Annotated in this window: 19 protein-coding genes and 3 pseudogenes; 12 read left to right on the top strand and 10 right to left on the bottom strand. The window is 53.3% G+C overall.

Annotated features, from left to right (window positions below; translation table 11 throughout):
- The first annotated feature begins 184 nt into the window (after nt 1–184).
- Nucleotides 185–1,663: a TlpA family protein disulfide reductase gene (locus EPD59_RS21215; protein ID WP_133274517.1), complete on the top strand. Its 1,479-nt coding sequence runs from the start codon at nt 185–187 to the stop codon at nt 1,661–1,663.
- Nucleotides 1,664–1,732: 69 nt separating this feature from the next.
- Here the strand turns inward: EPD59_RS21215 and EPD59_RS21210 are convergent, their stop codons facing one another.
- On the bottom strand, nt 1,733–2,095 hold the full coding sequence (locus tag EPD59_RS21210) for a hypothetical protein (RefSeq protein WP_133274516.1): 363 nt from the start codon (nt 2,093–2,095) through the stop codon (nt 1,733–1,735).
- A gap of 236 nt (nt 2,096–2,331) precedes the next feature.
- Here EPD59_RS21210 and EPD59_RS21205 point away from each other — a divergent pair, with 236 nt between their 5' ends.
- From EPD59_RS21205 to EPD59_RS21185, 6 genes and pseudogenes are all read left to right on the top strand, one after another.
- A complete protein-coding gene (locus EPD59_RS21205; protein WP_133274515.1) occupies nt 2,332–2,796 on the top strand; it encodes a CHRD domain-containing protein in 465 nt (154 codons plus the stop codon).
- A gap of 69 nt (nt 2,797–2,865) precedes the next feature.
- Entirely contained in the window at nt 2,866–3,336 is a 471-nt protein-coding gene (locus tag EPD59_RS21200) for a CHRD domain-containing protein (protein ID WP_133274514.1), read from the top strand.
- A gap of 74 nt (nt 3,337–3,410) precedes the next feature.
- A complete protein-coding gene (locus EPD59_RS21195; protein WP_165963690.1) occupies nt 3,411–3,725 on the top strand; it encodes a CHRD domain-containing protein in 315 nt (104 codons plus the stop codon).
- A gap of 161 nt (nt 3,726–3,886) precedes the next feature.
- Nucleotides 3,887–4,168, top strand: a pseudogene (locus EPD59_RS24270) (CHRD domain-containing protein); the annotation flags it as partial.
- A gap of 95 nt (nt 4,169–4,263) precedes the next feature.
- The gene (locus tag EPD59_RS24265; protein WP_394347234.1) at nt 4,264–4,347 is read left to right on the top strand and encodes a CHRD domain-containing protein; all 84 of its coding nucleotides are present in this window, start codon (nt 4,264–4,266) and stop codon (nt 4,345–4,347) included.
- 123 nt (nt 4,348–4,470) lie between these two features.
- Nucleotides 4,471–5,492: pseudogene (locus tag EPD59_RS21185) on the top strand (SPASM domain-containing protein).
- A gap of 67 nt (nt 5,493–5,559) precedes the next feature.
- Here EPD59_RS21185 and EPD59_RS21180 read toward each other — a convergent pair.
- The 7 genes and pseudogenes from EPD59_RS21180 to EPD59_RS21150 form a co-directional block, all read right to left on the bottom strand.
- Complete coding sequence (locus EPD59_RS21180; RefSeq protein ID WP_133274512.1) at nt 5,560–5,898, bottom strand: hypothetical protein; 339 nt, start codon at nt 5,896–5,898, stop codon at nt 5,560–5,562.
- Nucleotides 5,899–6,014: 116 nt separating this feature from the next.
- On the bottom strand, nt 6,015–6,221 hold the full coding sequence (locus EPD59_RS22025) for a hypothetical protein (RefSeq protein ID WP_205703459.1): 207 nt from the start codon (nt 6,219–6,221) through the stop codon (nt 6,015–6,017).
- Between the two features lie 50 nt (nt 6,222–6,271).
- The gene (locus EPD59_RS21170) at nt 6,272–7,066 is read right to left on the bottom strand and encodes an inositol monophosphatase family protein (RefSeq protein WP_133274511.1); all 795 of its coding nucleotides are present in this window, start codon (nt 7,064–7,066) and stop codon (nt 6,272–6,274) included.
- Between the two features lie 62 nt (nt 7,067–7,128).
- The gene (locus EPD59_RS21165; RefSeq protein WP_133274510.1) at nt 7,129–7,467 is read right to left on the bottom strand and encodes a hypothetical protein; all 339 of its coding nucleotides are present in this window, start codon (nt 7,465–7,467) and stop codon (nt 7,129–7,131) included.
- A 7-nt stretch (nt 7,468–7,474) separates the two neighbouring features.
- Nucleotides 7,475–9,097 carry an apolipoprotein N-acyltransferase gene (gene lnt, locus EPD59_RS21160; RefSeq protein ID WP_240731550.1) on the bottom strand — a complete coding sequence of 541 codons (1,623 nt, stop codon included), beginning with the start codon at nt 9,095–9,097 and terminating at the stop codon, nt 7,475–7,477.
- Nucleotides 9,098–9,158: 61 nt separating this feature from the next.
- A pseudogene (gene rsmI / locus EPD59_RS21155) lies at nt 9,159–9,856 on the bottom strand (16S rRNA (cytidine(1402)-2'-O)-methyltransferase).
- Nucleotides 9,857–9,924: 68 nt separating this feature from the next.
- Complete coding sequence (locus tag EPD59_RS21150; protein WP_133274509.1) at nt 9,925–10,173, bottom strand: 4a-hydroxytetrahydrobiopterin dehydratase; 249 nt, start codon at nt 10,171–10,173, stop codon at nt 9,925–9,927.
- A gap of 159 nt (nt 10,174–10,332) precedes the next feature.
- Here EPD59_RS21150 and EPD59_RS21145 point away from each other — a divergent pair, with 159 nt between their 5' ends.
- The 3 genes from EPD59_RS21145 to EPD59_RS21135 all read left to right on the top strand — a co-directional run bounded on the left by EPD59_RS21145 (nt 10,333) and on the right by EPD59_RS21135 (nt 12,028).
- Entirely contained in the window at nt 10,333–10,869 is a 537-nt protein-coding gene (locus EPD59_RS21145) for a hypothetical protein (RefSeq protein ID WP_133274508.1), read from the top strand.
- A gap of 43 nt (nt 10,870–10,912) precedes the next feature.
- Nucleotides 10,913–11,149, top strand: a complete 237-nt coding sequence (locus tag EPD59_RS21140; protein ID WP_133274507.1) for a hypothetical protein — start codon at nt 10,913–10,915, stop codon at nt 11,147–11,149.
- A gap of 120 nt (nt 11,150–11,269) precedes the next feature.
- Nucleotides 11,270–12,028, top strand: coding sequence for a metallophosphoesterase family protein (locus tag EPD59_RS21135; RefSeq protein ID WP_165963689.1), 759 nt, complete (start codon nt 11,270–11,272; stop codon nt 12,026–12,028).
- 87 nt (nt 12,029–12,115) lie between these two features.
- On the opposite strand, the gene EPD59_RS21130 is transcribed toward EPD59_RS21135, so the two are convergent.
- Complete coding sequence (locus EPD59_RS21130; RefSeq protein WP_133274505.1) at nt 12,116–12,919, bottom strand: tetratricopeptide repeat protein; 804 nt, start codon at nt 12,917–12,919, stop codon at nt 12,116–12,118.
- A gap of 99 nt (nt 12,920–13,018) precedes the next feature.
- On the bottom strand, nt 13,019–13,558 hold the full coding sequence (locus tag EPD59_RS21125) for a hypothetical protein (RefSeq protein ID WP_133274504.1): 540 nt from the start codon (nt 13,556–13,558) through the stop codon (nt 13,019–13,021).
- A 153-nt stretch (nt 13,559–13,711) separates the two neighbouring features.
- On the opposite strand from EPD59_RS21125, the gene EPD59_RS21120 reads away from it, so the two are divergent.
- The gene (locus tag EPD59_RS21120; protein WP_133274503.1) at nt 13,712–15,004 is read left to right on the top strand and encodes a serine hydroxymethyltransferase; all 1,293 of its coding nucleotides are present in this window, start codon (nt 13,712–13,714) and stop codon (nt 15,002–15,004) included.
- A gap of 151 nt (nt 15,005–15,155) precedes the next feature.
- Nucleotides 15,156–16,046, top strand: a complete 891-nt coding sequence (gene tatC / locus EPD59_RS21115) for a twin-arginine translocase subunit TatC (protein WP_133274502.1) — start codon at nt 15,156–15,158, stop codon at nt 16,044–16,046.
- Nucleotides 16,047–16,079: the final 33 nt, after the last annotated feature.

Genomic DNA, 16,079 nt, shown 5'->3' with positions numbered 1-16,079 from the left:
CATACCCTAACAAGAAGTTACGAAAAAGTGATTCGCAATATTGCACTTTATAGGTTTTTATGCCTTATCTTCGGGGTAAGAATTGTCTTATAACGAGAATATACTGAATTGATCCGATCAACCAGTTATTAGTATTTAGCTAAGTATTCACCACGGATCCTCCGTGCTGTCGATTGCCTACTGCATGAATTCTGCTTCGAAAAAATCGCCTCTCCGTTTTCTTATTGGTCTACTGACTGTTGCGCTGTTGGCGCCCGCTGTGAGTCGGGCACAGGGCACTGTGGTGCTGACCGGGAAGGTGAGCAACCATAAGACGGATACTATTGCTGTTTCTTTTCGCGAGCATCCGCTCGACGCGAAAGAGCACATTACCTACGCGCGCCTCGATAGCAAAGGGGAGTTTCGGCTGGCCGTGGCGGTGCCTGGTCCTACCCGCGCCGACCTCGTGTACGGCGATGATGTAGCTGATTTGTTTCTGGAGCCTGGCAACGCAATTGAAGTGCGTTTCAAAAGCAATGACCTAGCTTCTAGCATCAAGTTTAAGGGCCCTGGCTCCGCTGCCAGCAGCTATCTGGTAGAACTGGATGAGCAGTTTATTGAAAATGATGGCTTTCAGGTCCTGCCCGATAACATCATGCTTTACGAGCCTGGCTTTCTGTCTTTTCTGGATTACCGCCGCAAAGCCGAGCAGAAATTTTTGGACGGCTACGCACAGGACAATCAGATATCGGCCGCTTTCAAGGCATATGCACAGGCCGAAATCGATTATAGTTATGCCAACGACCGCCTCACGTTTCAGGATCTGCGCGAGCAGGTGGTAGCCACAGAAGGCCGCCTGAAAATGACGCCTGAGTATTATGGCTTCCTCAACGACGCGAAGCTCATCAACAACCCCAGCGCTGCCCAAAGCGAGCAACATCAGGAGTTTTTGCTGAATTACATTCATCATACCGCAGTAGCGGCCAACCATCAGCGCACCGACCCCGACTTTTACTGGGTGTGCTACGAGTTGGCCAAGAAGCAACTGACGGGTCCGGTAAAGCCCTTGGTTATGGGTCGTGTTCTGCAGGAGTCGTTCCGTTTCGGGCACGTGAAACAGTCGGCTGCGATGCTAGCTGACTTTCGCAGCGTAGATCCCAAAAATGAGTTTTTTCCGCTGCTACAGCGCGATTTTGAAACCCACAAAGCCTTCGCTATTGGTGCGCCGGCTCCCGACTTCAAGCTCGTGACAGTAAAAGGCGACACGGTGTCGTTGCGTGATTTTGCCGGTAAGCTAGTGTACCTGAACTTCTGGCGCACGACCAGCGGTCTGAGCTTGCGCGACCTGCCGTATGCTCAGGATTTAGCGAGGAAATTCGAAGGCAAAAATATTGTGTTTCTCAATATTGCCCTCGATGACAATGACCCCGCCTGGAAGCAACTGGTAGTAAGCAAGAAGCTGCCGGGCGTACATGTGCGGGCGGCGGGCGGCTTGCGCTCAGCGCTGGCTCGGGCCTACGCTTTGCAAGAGGTGCCCTCGTATTTTCTGTTGGCTGAAGATGGCTCCTTCCTCAATACCAAGCCCAAACGCCTAAGCAGTCACGCGGCAATCGACGAGATAAAAGAGTCATTTGGCAAAGCCTCCACGTACACCAGCGCCTTGCCCGTAGCAACCGATAAATAAGCTCACGGCCCTAAAGCAAAAAAGCCCCCCAGACTAACTCTGGGGGCTTTTTTGCTTTAGGGCCGTGAGCTAGGCTGCCCGGAAGCCGGTAGCTTGCTTAATCGTGCGCTCAGCGCCGGAAGCTGGCTCCGAGTAGCTATGGTCGCTTACCTCAATGGAAAGCTTCTTGCCCAACAACTGCTTTGTGTCGAGGTCTTTGCCGGCTTCGGCATGTATGCCAACGGCGGAGTACAGGGAAAGCAGAATGGGCATGGCTGCCGCCGAAGTATAGAACCGTTGGGTCACGAAGCCGTCTTCGTTTTCCATGCGCGCCGCGAAGAATGGCACATTCTGGTGCTCACTGGTGCCTTCTTGAATATCAGTAATCTCAACTGTATGGCGGCCATCGGGCAAGAAGCCCTTTTCCTGGCCTTTTTCAACTGGAATTTTCATAGTAGCAGATCAGAGTTAGATACTAGTTAACGGTAGAGGCAGAGTGAGGTTTATAGTGCTTGTATAAAATCACTATGATACACTTTTATCTCAGCTCAACAATCAGAATTCCAGCTAGTTATGGAAATATTCCAAAGTCTTTTCCTTATATTCATATAGCGCTTTAATACTGTCAATCACCAGCTCAACGGGCAGGTCATGGCCGGTTTTATCTCCCACTCTACAATTCCGAATCTATGCTAAACAAACTTACCGGCTGTTGCCTCTTGGCATTAGGCTCCGTAGCGTTTTCCGCCTGCGACCAGTTCGGCCTAGAAGACTGGCGAGGGAATGGACAGCCTGCCCCCCGGCCCAAGATAGCCTTGACCTCCCCTAATATGGACGCTCGCCAAGTAGTAAATGGCCCCCCGTCGCGGGCTATTGGGACTTACGCAGGGCTCTACGACCCACAAACCAATGTATTGGTTTCTACTATTGGTTACTCTGTGGAGCCTGTACTATCGGCTCACCTGCACCGGGGGCAGCCAGGAACGAATGGGCCCATCGTTTTCTCCTTTCCTTCGCTCACACACCCTGTGGGAGCTACCGTTACCCTTTCCGAAGAGGATGAGGTGTTGCTGCTCAACAACGGAATGTATGTGGATGTGCATACGCCAATTTTTCCTCAGGGCGAACTTCGAGGGCCTGTCAGGCGGCAATAAAGCAGGCTCTGCTATAGCCCAGCCGCAAGGATACTAAAGTGATACACGCTCACTTCATGCTCCCCAATCATGCTACAAAAACTCACTTCCGGTTTTCTCTTACTCCTGAGTCTGGGCATTACGGCTGCCTGTGACCAATTTGATATAGATGACCTGCGCAAAAAGGCGCCGCCTAGTCCTCCCGAAATATCTCTGTCCGCGAGACTCACGAACGACCAACTAGTGCCGAGGCCTCTGTTTCCCAGCAGCGGCTTAGCTTCTTTTACGGGCACCTATGACCAGCAGACTAACGTCCTGACTTATGTGGTAGCATTCAATAGCAGTGTATTTAATTCTGTAACCGCAGATGAAGTGCACCTGCACCGGGGCGCGCCAGGAACGAATGGGCCTATTGCCTATGCCTTGCCCGCCCGCAATGGGACCGTCACGTTATCCGAAGCTGACGAGGCTCTGCTATTGGCGGGGAATATGTATGTGGACGGCGAGTCGCTGGTCGACGCGGGGCAGCGGCTCGCTGCCCTAACTCGGGGGCTATTATAAGGCAGCCGTCCACTCCTGTTCCCGTTCCGGGCCCTCAAGTAGCTCTGACAGCCCAGGTAAATGGTAGTCAGGTAGTGCCGCCCACTTCTTCTGCTCGTGCGGGCATTATCAATGCATTATATGATAAGGACACCAATGTGCTCACCTACTGGTCACTTATTAGTTTACCATCTTCATCACCAGTGGTGCATTTGCACCGCGCCGCGCCGGGCACGAATGGGCCCATTATAGCGACGTTGCCTTCAAATAGTGGTTTCTTGCCCTTTGAAGGCAAGGCGAGCATTCTGGAAGCTGACGAAGCGGCATTGCTCTCCGGTGACACTTATATAGACGTGCATAGCGCTGAGTTTCCGAATGGAGAGGTTAGGGGGGCAGTTGTGCCACTCTAAGATAGATTGTATTTTAGTTATAAACGCAAGAGGACTAAATCGTTATGAACCGAATTTGCCGCTTTGTCGTACGTTCTACGAAGGTGTTTACGGTTCAGATTTCCGCGTTAGCGGGCCCAACTTTTCTTCTTTTCTATAACTCACTCTTTACTACCTAACCAATGCTTAAAAAACTCACTTCCGGTTTCCTCCTGGCCTTTGGCCTGGTGGCGTTTTCGTCCTGCGACCAAGTCAATTTGGATGAGTTGCGCAAGATTATTCAGCCCGCTCCAAACCCCAATGTGGTATTGACGGCGGTGCTCAATGGCAGCCAAGAGGTGCCACCAACTCCCTCAGCCGCTACGGGCACTTTTTCGGGAGTGTACAACAAAGACACCAACGTACTCACCTACACGGTAACCTACACCGGCCTGACCCCGCAAGCCGGACACCTGCACCGCGGCGCGCCCGGCACGAATGGCCCCGTAATTCACCCCTTCCCCCAACTGACTTCCCCATCACGGCAACCGCCACCTTCACGGAAGCCGACGAAGCCCTATTGCTCAACAACGGTTTCTACGCCAACCTGCATAGCGCCGCTTTCCCCGGCGGCGAAATAAGAGGAGATATTAAAGTGAAATAGATACCTGTAAGTTGTCAAGAAAGCCCCCACACGACATGTATGGGGGCTTTTTTGTGCCTCAGAAGCGCTGTCGAAACTTTAGGGGGCTTTTTTGTTCCGGCATTGCCGACCTTTGCCCGCACCATGGCCTCTACGCTCACCGACGCACTCAATCTGCTTTCCAAAACTACCCCGCGCCGGGCGCTTAATACCGCGCAGGTGGTTGGGAGCTACGCCCTAAGCAAGCTAACCGGCAAGGCACGACACTGGGGGCTGCCGATGGCTCTGTCGTTTGAGCCAACGACCAGTTGCAACCTGCGCTGCCCAGAATGCCCCAGTGGGCTGCGCTCCTTCACCCGGCCCACCGGCATGCTGCCCGACGAGCTGTTTAAGCGCACCATCGACGAAGTAGCGGCGCGGCTCTGGTACCTGATTTTTTATTTCCAAGGTGAGCCGTACTTGCATCCGCACTTTCTAGAGTTGGTGAAATACGCCGCCGATAAAGGTATTTATACCGCCACCAGCACCAACGCGCATTACCTCAACGACCAAAACGCCCGCCGTACCGTGGAGTCTGGCCTAGACCGGCTGATTATCTCACTCGATGGCACTACTCAAGAAACCTATCAGCAGTACCGCGTGGGGGCAAAATCGATAAGGTGCTGGAGGGTACGCGCAATGTGCTACGCTGGCGCAAAGAGCTGAAATCGAACACGCCGCGCGTGGTGTTTCAGTTTTTGGTAGTAAAACCCAACGAGCACCAGATTGAGGATGCCAAGCAACTGGCCAAGGAAATGGGCGTGGACGACGTATGGTTTAAAACCGCCCAGATCTATGACTACCAGAACGGCTCGCCCCTTATCCCAACCATCGACTACTACTCGCGCTACGAGAATAACCAAAACGGCACCTGGAGCATCAAAAACCGCCTGCTGAATCATTGCTGGAAGATGTGGCACTCCTGCGTCATCACCTGGGATGGCTTGGTGGTGCCCTGTTGCTTCGATAAAGACGCCGAATATCGTCTCGGTGATTTATCTCAGCAAACCTTCCGCGGCTTATGGCAGGGCCCAAAGTATCGGCAGTTTCGTGCTTCTCTGCTTAAAGGCCGCGACCAGATTGACATGTGTCGCAACTGTACAGAAGGAACGCGCGTGTGGGGCTGAATAAAAGCTTCATGCACAAAAAAGCCCCCCGGAAGAACCTCTGGGGGCTTTTTTGTGCATGAAGCTCTTATTTATGATCCTTCTTCAAGTTTTTGCCTAGGTCTTCTACCTGCTTCAGAAACTCCAGACTGTCTGAGTCGCCCGTTGGGCCGTAGGAGGAGGAAATGGTGCCACGTGTACCGTCAGCGCACTCCAAGGCATAAAGGATAGACATATCATCGGGGTCGCTCTCGCCCTCGAAGCGGTAAAAATCTACGATGGTCACATCCTGGGGACCGTAGCTGATGGTTTCGGAGCTAAAAGGGCGCAGGCGGCCGTCTTCAACTCGAAAATCTTCGGTGAAACCGTCCTTGGCTAGCTTTTGCTCTACCATAATCAGGGAGCGTTCTTCTTCTTTATCTTGCATGATCAGGGGGCGTTTGGGAGTGGAACGGTTCGGCAGAATAGGGAACAAAAAGAACCCCGTGCCGACTATACGCAGTCGGCACGGGGCGAGGTTGTCTGAATCGACAATAGTGAATGTTATTTACTTGGTAACGGTCCAGCTTTCTGCGCTGCCGCTTCAATAGTGCGTTGCAGCCGGTCGACATCGATGGTACCGCAAGCACCGCCGCAGCCCTTGGCGCAGCCAGTGGTGCTAGGGGAGAAAAAAGCCCCCCAGAATATCCGGCCCACATAGAAAGTGGCCGCCAGAAACAAAACGCCGATCAGGAAATATTGGAATAGCATAACGCCCACAAAACTACGCAATCAGAAAAAAAGTTTGGCGCTGGCGCTTACTACTTCCAGTAATCACCAATGGTTTGCTGCATCTGCCGGTGTATCTGACCGTTCGTAGCTAACACCTCCCGGCCAAATATGGGGTCGCCATTAGTGAGAAATTGCGTCACGTGACCACCGGCCTCGCGCACCAGTAGTACGCCCGCCGCTACGTCGTAGGAGTTGATATTGAACTCAAAATAGCCATCAAAGCGACCGGCCGCAACGTAGGCGAGGTCTAGCGCCGCTGAGCCCACGCGCCGAATACCGTGCGTTGACTGCATGAATTCGCCCATGATTTTTAGGTACGCATCGAGCCGGTCGAACTTGTAGTAAGGAAAGCCCGTGGCCAACAGCGACTCGTGCAAATTGGCCGCGGCTGATACGCGAATCGGCTTTTCGTTGCAGAAAGCACCGCCGCCCAGTGCTGCTCGGAAGCACTCATCCTGGTTGATTTCATACACTACACCTACCACTAGCTCGTCGCGGTGCATCAGGGCTATGCTTACGCAATACGCGGGTTGTCCGTGTATGAAGTTGGTAGTGCCATCGAGGGGATCGATAATCCAATTGTATTCCTCGGTGCGGGCTTTGGCAGCGGTGCCTTCTTCCGTAATAAAACCAGCTTCTGGGAGCAGCGCATGCAGTTCGTCTACCAACTGCTTCTCGCTCTGCTGATCGACGTACGAAACCATATCATGCAAGCCCTTGTGCTCCACGGTAGCTAGGTCGAAGCTAGCTGCCTCCTGGCGAATAAACTGCCCGGCCCGGCGCGCTATCTCCGCTACCTGAAGGCTTATTGCGTTGAAATCCATAGAGTGAGTTGTTGTCTGAACTTTACATCAGACTAAATAATAGAGAAAATCTATGTGGTCAGTTATAGCGCTAGCCCGAAAGGAACCCACTGACCATTAACCAGTTTCTCGAGGTGACCCCATTCTGGGTTATTCTCAAGACGGCCTTTTACGCGAATAGGCGCAATCCAGTCATGTTGGCAGTTATCTAGAGGATCTGATATAACTTCCCAGTCAGCCGGAAGGGTACCATACTCCTCTAGTGCAGCTGCTATAGCTTCTTGGATATTTTCGTGCCATTGATCCCAGCAGGCACCAGCATCATTCAGGGTATTATAACCAAACAGATAAACACCGTTACCTGTATCATAAATCATAATACGCTTTGTGTCTGAAACGGGCTTACGGACAACTGCAATCATTCTCATGTTAAGCGGCTGTAATAATCCGTCGCCTCATTATTGCTTTACCTACAGTCAGTGCTATCAGTAATCCTGCCAGCACTTGCATCGTGGGCCCAATCAGCTCGCCGTGGCGCACGTAAAAAGTGAGTTCGGAGTTGAGTTGAACAGTGGCCCGGCTGGCCGCAGGCACCCACCAATCAGTTTGGGTCGTGACTTCACCTTTCTGATTAATAAAAGCCGAAATGCCTGTATTGGCCGAGCGCGCAATGGCCCGCCGGGTTTCAATGGCGCGCAGGGTGGCGTATTGCAAATGCTGCTCGTGGCCGGGCGAGTCGCTCCACCAACCGTCATTCGTGATGATGCCCAGCAGGCTTGCTCCATTCTTGACGTATTCAGCCACAAAGTCGCCGTACACTGATTCGTAGCAAATCAGCGGGCCCACCCGCAACGCGGAGTCGGTAGGAGAGCGGAATACGGTGCGCTCCTCTTGGCTACCGTAGCTGCCCACCGTGCCACCCAAGTCGATGTTGGCAATGAGTTTAGTAAGAAGCGGCGGCACTTTCTCCACGCCCGGCACAAGGCGGGATTTGTGATAAAAAGTAGCCGGGGTGCTAGCATTTGGCAGAAAAGCCGCCGTATTAAATACATCAAAATACCCAGCATCATCGCGGTAACGGGCGGTGACGCTGGCCTTTTCCTTGCTTGGATATGCCACTAGGCTAGTGATGCCCGTGATAAGCTCCAGATTGGGATGCTGAGCCAGCATAGCCCGCACGCGCTGGGTATTCGGATTCGCATCAAACTGCGTTTCCCACTGTGCCTGATCCAGCGAGGTTTCGGGCCAGAGCACGAGGCGCGTTTTGGGCGTCAGGTTTTCAGTGGTAAGATTAATCAGCCGAGTAACCTGCGCCTCAATAGGAATAAAGTTCTCGGCCCCCTGAAACTTCTCCTGATAGGGGTCGATGTTGGGTTGAATTACCAAAACCTCAACTGGGGGGCCTTTTTCTTGGTAGTTGTAGCCAATAAGTTTAGAAATCCCGATGGGCAGCAAAGCAGCCAGCAACGGAACCAAGATCAGGCGCTGCACCTGTACGCGGCTCAACTCTGGCGCCCCCGGCCGACTAGCCGCCGCGTATTGTTGCAGGGACATAAACGCCAGAATATTTACCACCCAAATCCAGACGGAGCCGCCCAGAAAGCCGGTGTATTCGTACCACTGCACCCAGCTATTCGCCTGCGCAAAACCGTTGCCGAGCGTAAGCCAGGGCCACGTGAGGTCCCAGTGCAAATGCAGCTGCTCGAAGGCTATCCAGTAAATAGGCAGTGAAAGGTAGCCCAGCGTAGGACCAGCTAGTTTTTTGGTGTGGTAGAACGCCATGGTAGGCAGGCACATCAGCAACGCATTGAGCACGACGGCCGCAATTCCGCCGCCCAAGGTGCTGTAGCTCACCCACCACGTGGTGAAAGCATTCCAAAGCACCAAGGTCAGATAGGTATAGCGAAATACCTTCCAGCCACTGGCTCCGCGTCGCGTAAGCAATTGCTCCATCCGCAAATACGGTACCCATCCCACCAGCAGTAGCAAAGCCATAGCAGCCGGGTGCACGGGCCAGCCGGCCCACAACAGCCCAGCACTAAGCAGCGCCAACAGCGAGGGTTGCCAGTAAGCCCATCCCGATCTAGGACGCGGAGCCGCGGCAACGGCTGGGCTAGTCTTTACTTCCTTGAACGACAACAACGATTTCTCCTTTAATGGATGAACGGCCCGCAAAGTTGGCAGCCAGCTCGGGCAGCGTGCCGTTTACGGTTTCCTCAAATAACTTGGTTAATTCCCGGCTCACCGACGCCTGCCGCTCAGGCCCAAATACTTCGGCCAACTGCTCCAGCGTCTTCACAATGCGGTGCGGGGATTCGTAAAATATCAACGTGCGGGTTTCGGTGGCCAGTTCCCGCAGGCGGGTCTGGCGGCCTTTCTTCACGGGCAAAAACCCTTCAAACACAAACCGCTCAGCCCCAAACCCCGACTTAAGCAATGCCGGCACAAAGGCAGTAGCCCCGGCAAGCATTCTACTTTCAGGCCCCGACTCAGGCACTCGCGCACCAGCAAAAAGCCCGGATCAGAAATGCCCGGCGTGCCCGCATCCGATACCAGCGCCATCCGTTCGCCTTTTTCTAGGCGCTCGATCAGGCGGGCTACGGTTTGGTGCTCATTATGCAAATGATAGCTAAGCAAGGGCTTTTTCAAACCCAGATGCTGCATTAGGCGGCCGCTGTTGCGGGTATCTTCGGCCAGCACTGTGTCTACCTCGCCCAAAATGCGAATGGCCCGCAGGGTGATATCCTCCAGGTTGCCGATGGGAGTGGGCACGAGGTATAGAACAGTGGTCGTAGGAGATTCGTCGGGCATAGTTGCACAAAGGTAGGCCGATGCGAGGATGTGCTAAACAGGAAATTGCAAGCTCAATAAACAGCTACTTAACTAGCGCCGTGCTCAGCGGCTAGCCGATCAATGGCTTCGGCCAAGCGGTGGTCGCGTTTGGTGACGGTATTGCCCGCATCGTGGGTGTAGAGTCGAAACTCAACGGTATCGTACACATTGGACCACCACGGATGATGATTCTGGCGCTCCGCTTCGGCGGCCACGGCGGTCATGAAAGCGAAGGCCACCTTGAAATCGGGGAAGCGGAAGGTGCGGGTGAGGGCGTTATCGTGTTCGGTCCACATGGGGGGCTTTTTTTGGTAAGAATGATCGACAATAAAGCGCTCGGCCCGAACGCTTTTTACTCGCTGTACGCCACGGTGTTTCTGTTCAACTTAAACCAAATTTCGCAAACCATAGTACACTTCAAGGTAATCCACCCACGACTTTAAACGACGCTTTCTATGGCCATTGATCCTAATAATCGTCCCGTCCGCGTCATCAACGACGACACTACTGATCAGGAATTAGCCGCCGGTCATATCATCCCCGATGCTGATCCGCCCAAAAATGAAGCTGCCCGTGGCGGTTTTGGCAACCGTGATGGCAAAGAAGGCTTTGGCACGGACAGCGGCAGCGGTAATACCTCTATTTCTGTGAACGAAGATGCGGATAAAGTAGGCCATCCCGCCGATAATATGTTGACCGTAGGCGAGGGCGCCGATGAAGGAGCCGACCAAGATATGCCTGACTCTGACCTGCCCAGCGCTGATACCGTTCGGCGGCCACGTTCTGCCTCGGAAGCCAACGCCACTAAAGCCCAGCGCACCCTGCATGGTGCCGGTGAAAGCGACGTGGATGGCATCCGCAACACATTGACCAAAGACGACCACGATGTGTCGACGGTGCAAGACAGCCCCGCTGGCCGCGCCACTCCCGAAACCAACGCTGATTTGAACGACCCTAATGCCCAAGAATCGGGTATTCTGCGGGGCGAATAACGCTTGTAGTTCCAGTATTTCACCACTTTAACCTGTTGAAATCATGCCGTACAAAAGCAATAATACCAACCAGCAGTCCAAAGAAAATAAAGGCAATCCGGCTACCGGCGGCAAAGCCAAAGGCGACCCAAACAGCACACCGCTCAACGAAGACGAGTTGACGCAACGCTTAGCCGATGAATACACCAACGACGGCGAAGCTGATATTCCGCCTCACATGACCAACAATCCCAACCGCAACTACGATAAGCCCAATTTGGATAAGCCAGCTTATAGCTAGATGATAAACAGGTATTTGCCTGAGGTATCTAAAAAGCACTTCTTCCGTTGGAGGAAGTGCTTTTTGATTTACAAACTGTGCATTGACCAGCACAGAAAAGCCCCCAGAACCTCCGTTTTCATGGAAGACTTGCGGGTTAAGGTTAAACAAGAACAGTATCAAGTAACTCTCAAAACGCTAATGGCTCGCTACGCTACCACTGATTTGCACGGCTGTCTGCGCACCTTCCGCCACGCGGTAGAAAATAAGTTGCGCCTGGGGCCCACAGATGAGTTGTACGTGCTGGGCGATTATGTAAACAAAGGCCCTGATAGTCGCGGGGTACTTGATTACCTGATGCAGCTGCAAGCCGCTGGTTTTCAAGTGTATTGTTTGCGCGGCAATCATGATCAGGAGTTGCTCGATGCGGCCCACGGCCGGAATTCCATCACTTGGGCGTCGGCCGATGACCGGGCGTTGACACTACAAAGCTTTGGGGTGACGGAGGCGGCTCATATTCCGACTCATTATCTACGCTGGCTCAATGCGTTGCCGTATCAGCTGGATATTCCGGGCTTTACATTGGTCCATGCCGGCTTCGACTTTCATTTGCCCCCCCAGCAGATGCGTCAGGATTGGAACACGATGCTCAATATTAAGCAGTTCGTATTTGATGCCTCGCGGCTCCAAGGGCGGCGCTTGCTATATGGTCACGTTCCGACACCCACGGCCGAAGTGCAGCGGCGAGTAGAGGCTCGCCAGGGAGTAATCGGCCTCGATACAGGCTGCGTTTACCGCCACAATCCAGAGCTATCTCACTTGGCTGTGTTGAACTTAGATACGTTTCAACTTCAGCTTATTCCTAATCAGGAAGAACCTTACCCAATAGCACACCGCTGAACGGGCGCGCAGATCAAGATTCGGAGAAAGAACTATTGGTTAATTACTTGCTCAAAAAAGCCCCCAGACGATGTATGGGGGGCTTTTTTATTGGTCTTGAAGTACGTTGTCGTGCAGCACAAGCTGGGCATCTTCCCGGTATGGGTTGTTGGGGTCGTCGGCTACCTGCCGCAGAATAGCGCGTGCCTCAACGGGGTGCTTATTGCGCCAATGCACCATCCCAAGGTGGTAGAGCGCTTTGCCTGCCAGCGGAGAGTTCGACTGCTGACTTACGCGGCGTAAGTAAGAGCGTGCCGCCGTTGCCCGGTCTTGCTGAAGCAGAAAAATGCCATTGTAGTAGAGGAGCGTATCCTGGCCCACTTGGTCGGGGGAAAGGCGCTGCAAAATGCGAAGCGCATCGGGGTAGCGACCTGCCTGATACTGGTGCATGGCCTCCGCCAGCAATGGCCGACGGGCTATGCTTGGTTCGTCTTCCGACAAACCCATATCTGGCTGATAATAGCGGCTCCAGGCAGCAGGTGCATCGTCTTCGCTGGGGCGCAGCATCAGCCAGGTACCAATGCCTACCAGAATCACGCCCATGATGGCCAGCAGCCAGCGCCGACGGGTACGGCGGCGCGTAGTAGCTGGGCTACGTTGCACTCTGGTTAGCGCTTGCTGACGTTGATCTAAGCTTTGATCCAGCGCCTGAAGCTGTTCTTGCAATATCTCGTGTCCGGCCGCCCAGCGCAAATCGGCCGTCAGCTGCTCATAAGCCTGGTGCGCTTTGAGTAGCTCTGGGTCTTCGAGCATGCGCTCTTCAAACGCTTCCTGCTCGGCTGCTGATAGCTGACCGTCAGCAAAGCGCTCCATATCTTCCAAATATGGGCGTAAGTCGAAGGACGACGTCATAGAAGAGGTGGAACTTTGAACCAAGGCAGCGCGGGAAGCTAGAGAAGTAGGAGGAATGAGACGTGCAGGCCACTAAACAAGAAAAGGGCCAGCATCCGGTTATGTGTCGGTGGGCGGAAGTATCTGGTGGTCAGCGTCGGATGTTTGCAGAGCTACTTCATACAGCTTGCGCAGATAAGTAGATTTCTGAATACGAGCCACTACAGCATTGGGATAGCCCATTTTGCCGGCTACTTTTTCGAAGTTATAGCCCCGAAAATAAAAGTAAGAAAGTACCTGCCGACAATCGGCGCCCAAGGCATGAAATGCTTGCAGCAAATGCTGACGCCGATTGGCTTCGGCCTGAGGCAACCGTTCGGCAGCGGCATTATCGAGGCGCTCCCGGGCCATGTCATAAATAAAAGCGCGCAGGTCGGGGGGCATTTTGGTCAAGCGGCCATCGGTGGCGCGGTCGTAGAACTCCAACAAGACGGCTCGTAACGTGGCGTGAGCGGTGGTAGGTTCCTGCTTATAGTGCCACTTCGCCCAGCGCGCAAAATGGTCGCGGTTCTGCTCGTAGAAAGTAATCAAGGATCTCTGGTTGCCCACACGAAGCTGGGCCAGAAGTTCGGCGAGGGGCGATACCATAGAAATGCTCACGTAGCGTATGGCAAGTAACGAGGAACAAACGACATGCGGAAGAAGTATCCCGAGTTTGCCGGCAGCTTATTAGTAAATTGCTGGTACCTGCTGCTGAACATTGCCACGAGCTGTGTATTTATTGCTAAATGATTCACCCCTACCTTTGAGGCTATGGAAACGACCACAACTACTCTCGCCCCCGATACCGTGCTGTTTGACCTTATTCGTAAGGAAAAAGAGCGCCAAACCCACGGTCTTGAACTCATTGCTTCCGAAAATTACGTCTCGGAGCAAGTGATGCGGGCGCAAGGGTCTATCCTCACCAATAAATATGCCGAAGGTTTGCCTGGCAAGCGCTATTATGGCGGCTGCGAAATTGTAGACCAAGTTGAGCAACTGGCCATCGACCGTGCAAAGGAGTTGTTTGGCGTAGAGTGGGTGAATGTGCAGCCCCACTCCGGTGCTCAGGCCAACGCTGCTGTGATGCTAGCCATCCTCAACCCCGGCGACAAAATTCTGGGCTTCGACCTAAGCCACGGGGGGCATTTAACGCACGGCTCGCCCGTCAATTTCTCCGGTAAGCTGTATAAGCCGTCCTTCTATGGTGTAGAGCCCGAAACCGGTCTTATCGATTGGGAGAAGGTAAAGGAAACTGCTCGCCGCGAGCAGCCCAAGCTTATTATCTGCGGCGCCTCGGCCTACTCCCGCGACTGGAACTACAAAGCCCTGCGTGAAGCCGCTGACGAAGTAGGTGCTTTGCTGCTGGCTGATATTTCGCACCCCAGTGGCCTGATTGCCAAAGGATTGCTAAATAATCCGTTTGAGTATTGCCACATCGTAACGACGACTACCCACAAAACGCTGCGCGGGCCGCGTGGGGGGCTTATTTTGTTGGGTAAGGACTTTGAGAATCCTTTTGGCCTGAAAACGCCGAAAGGGGAACTGCGCATGATGTCGGCGCTGCTCGACTCCGGCGTATTCCCCGGCACGCAAGGCGGGCCGCTAGAGCATGTAATTGGTGCTAAAGCAGTTGCCTTCGGTGAAGCCCTCACCGAGACGTATGCCGACTATACACGCCAGGTTATCCGCAACGCTAACGCCTTGGCTTCAGCATTTACGGAACGCGGCTATCAAATTATTTCGGGCGGCACGGATAACCATTTGATGCTAATCGACCTGCGCAGCAAAGGTCTCACCGGCAAGCTGGCGGAGAATACGCTTATCAAAGCTGATATCACCATCAATAAAAACATGGTGCCCTTCGATGATAAGTCGCCCTTCGTAACCTCGGGCATGCGCATTGGTTCGGCAGCCGTCACCACGCGTGGCCTCGTTGAAACGGATATGACGCGCATCGTGGAGCTGATCGACGATGTGCTCATGCACCACGATGACGAGGCGCACCTCAGCCGGGTGCGCGGGCAGGTAAATGAGTGGATGCAGGCTTTTCCACTGTTTGCCTAGGCAAAAAAATAGCGCGGACATACGAACCTGATGTGGGAAAAGCGTTAAAAAAGCCCCCCGCCACCATCGTTTTTGGCTGGCTGCGACCTAGGCAGCCAAAAACTTCGTACGTCTGGCGCAAGCACTTAACTACACAGGTGCTACCTACTTCATGTTATTAACTCAAGTATCAGTGGATCAAACCAGCATCCAAGCCGAAAACCGGCCGGGCGAGCCCCAGGAGATGTCTTTTATCGATCATCTGGAGGCCTTGCGCTGGCATATCATTCGCGCCGCCATTGCGGTCTTAGTGTTTACGCTGGGGGCTTTTTTAGCGAAAGACTTTCTCTTCCACGACCTTATTCTGGGCCCTTCACGCCCCGATTTCTGGACGTACCGCATGTTCTGTGAGTTCGGGAAGCTCGTCCACGCTCCCGATCTGTGTGTCGATCCCATCAAGTTTGACATTCAGAACCGGCAGATGAGCGGACAGCTAACCATGCACATCAGCAGCTCCTTTATTGTAGGGCTGGCGATGGGTTTTCCTTATACCTTTTGGGAGCTGTGGCGCTTCGTGAAGCCAGGTTTGTATCCGCACGAACAGGCGAACTCACGCGGTGCAGTGTTCTTTGTCTCGATTCTCTTTATTCTGGGCTTACTGTTCGGGTACTACATTGCTGCGCCTCTGAGCATCAACTTCTTAGCCTCTTATCAGCTCGACCCTAGCATTGAGAATCAGATTGACTTGCAGAGCTATCTGAGCACGCTCACCACGATGTCGCTGTCATGCGCTTTTGTATTCGAGCTGCCGATGATCGTGTTTTTCCTAGCTAAAGCGGGTCTGATTACGCCCGAAATTATGCGCCTGTACCGCAAGCATGCCATCGTGGTTATTCTGGTTGTGGCGGCTATCATCACACCTCCTGATGTATCGTCGCAGCTGATTGTTACCATTCCGATTTTGCTGCTGTACGAGGTAAGTATCAATATTGCCCGCGTCGTGGGGCGCAACAGACTACAAAAGCTTAACGATGATCTGGTTGCCAATAATGGCCAGAGCTAATAGAGTACGAAACTCTATCATTAATAAACTGTA

Source organism: Hymenobacter radiodurans (genome assembly GCF_004355185.1).
GTDB lineage: Bacteria > Bacteroidota > Bacteroidia > Cytophagales > Hymenobacteraceae > Hymenobacter > Hymenobacter radiodurans.
This window is presented reverse-complemented; position numbering and strand designations above follow the sequence as displayed.

Bases quoted from the DNA above. Each gene is read 5' to 3' on its own strand.
- EPD59_RS21215 (WP_133274517.1), top strand. From the start codon at position 185: ATGAATTCTGCTTCGAAAAAATCGCCTCTCCGTTTTCTTATTGGTCTA.
- EPD59_RS21210 (WP_133274516.1), bottom strand. From the start codon at position 2,095: ATGAAAATTCCAGTTGAAAAAGGCCAGGAAAAGGGCTTCTTGCCCGAT.
- EPD59_RS21205 (WP_133274515.1), top strand. From the start codon at position 2,332: ATGCTAAACAAACTTACCGGCTGTTGCCTCTTGGCATTAGGCTCCGTA.
- EPD59_RS21200 (WP_133274514.1), top strand. From the start codon at position 2,866: ATGCTACAAAAACTCACTTCCGGTTTTCTCTTACTCCTGAGTCTGGGC.
- EPD59_RS21180 (WP_133274512.1), bottom strand. From the start codon at position 5,898: ATGCAAGATAAAGAAGAAGAACGCTCCCTGATTATGGTAGAGCAAAAG.
- EPD59_RS22025 (WP_205703459.1), bottom strand. From the start codon at position 6,221: ATGCTATTCCAATATTTCCTGATCGGCGTTTTGTTTCTGGCGGCCACT.
- EPD59_RS21170 (WP_133274511.1), bottom strand. From the start codon at position 7,066: ATGGATTTCAACGCAATAAGCCTTCAGGTAGCGGAGATAGCGCGCCGG.
- EPD59_RS21165 (WP_133274510.1), bottom strand. From the start codon at position 7,467: ATGATTGCAGTTGTCCGTAAGCCCGTTTCAGACACAAAGCGTATTATG.
- EPD59_RS21150 (WP_133274509.1), bottom strand. From the start codon at position 10,173: ATGTGGACCGAACACGATAACGCCCTCACCCGCACCTTCCGCTTCCCC.
- EPD59_RS21145 (WP_133274508.1), top strand. From the start codon at position 10,333: ATGGCCATTGATCCTAATAATCGTCCCGTCCGCGTCATCAACGACGAC.
- EPD59_RS21140 (WP_133274507.1), top strand. From the start codon at position 10,913: ATGCCGTACAAAAGCAATAATACCAACCAGCAGTCCAAAGAAAATAAA.
- EPD59_RS21135 (WP_165963689.1), top strand. From the start codon at position 11,270: ATGGAAGACTTGCGGGTTAAGGTTAAACAAGAACAGTATCAAGTAACT.
- EPD59_RS21130 (WP_133274505.1), bottom strand. From the start codon at position 12,919: ATGACGTCGTCCTTCGACTTACGCCCATATTTGGAAGATATGGAGCGC.
- EPD59_RS21120 (WP_133274503.1), top strand. From the start codon at position 13,712: ATGGAAACGACCACAACTACTCTCGCCCCCGATACCGTGCTGTTTGAC.
- tatC (WP_133274502.1), top strand. From the start codon at position 15,156: ATGTTATTAACTCAAGTATCAGTGGATCAAACCAGCATCCAAGCCGAA.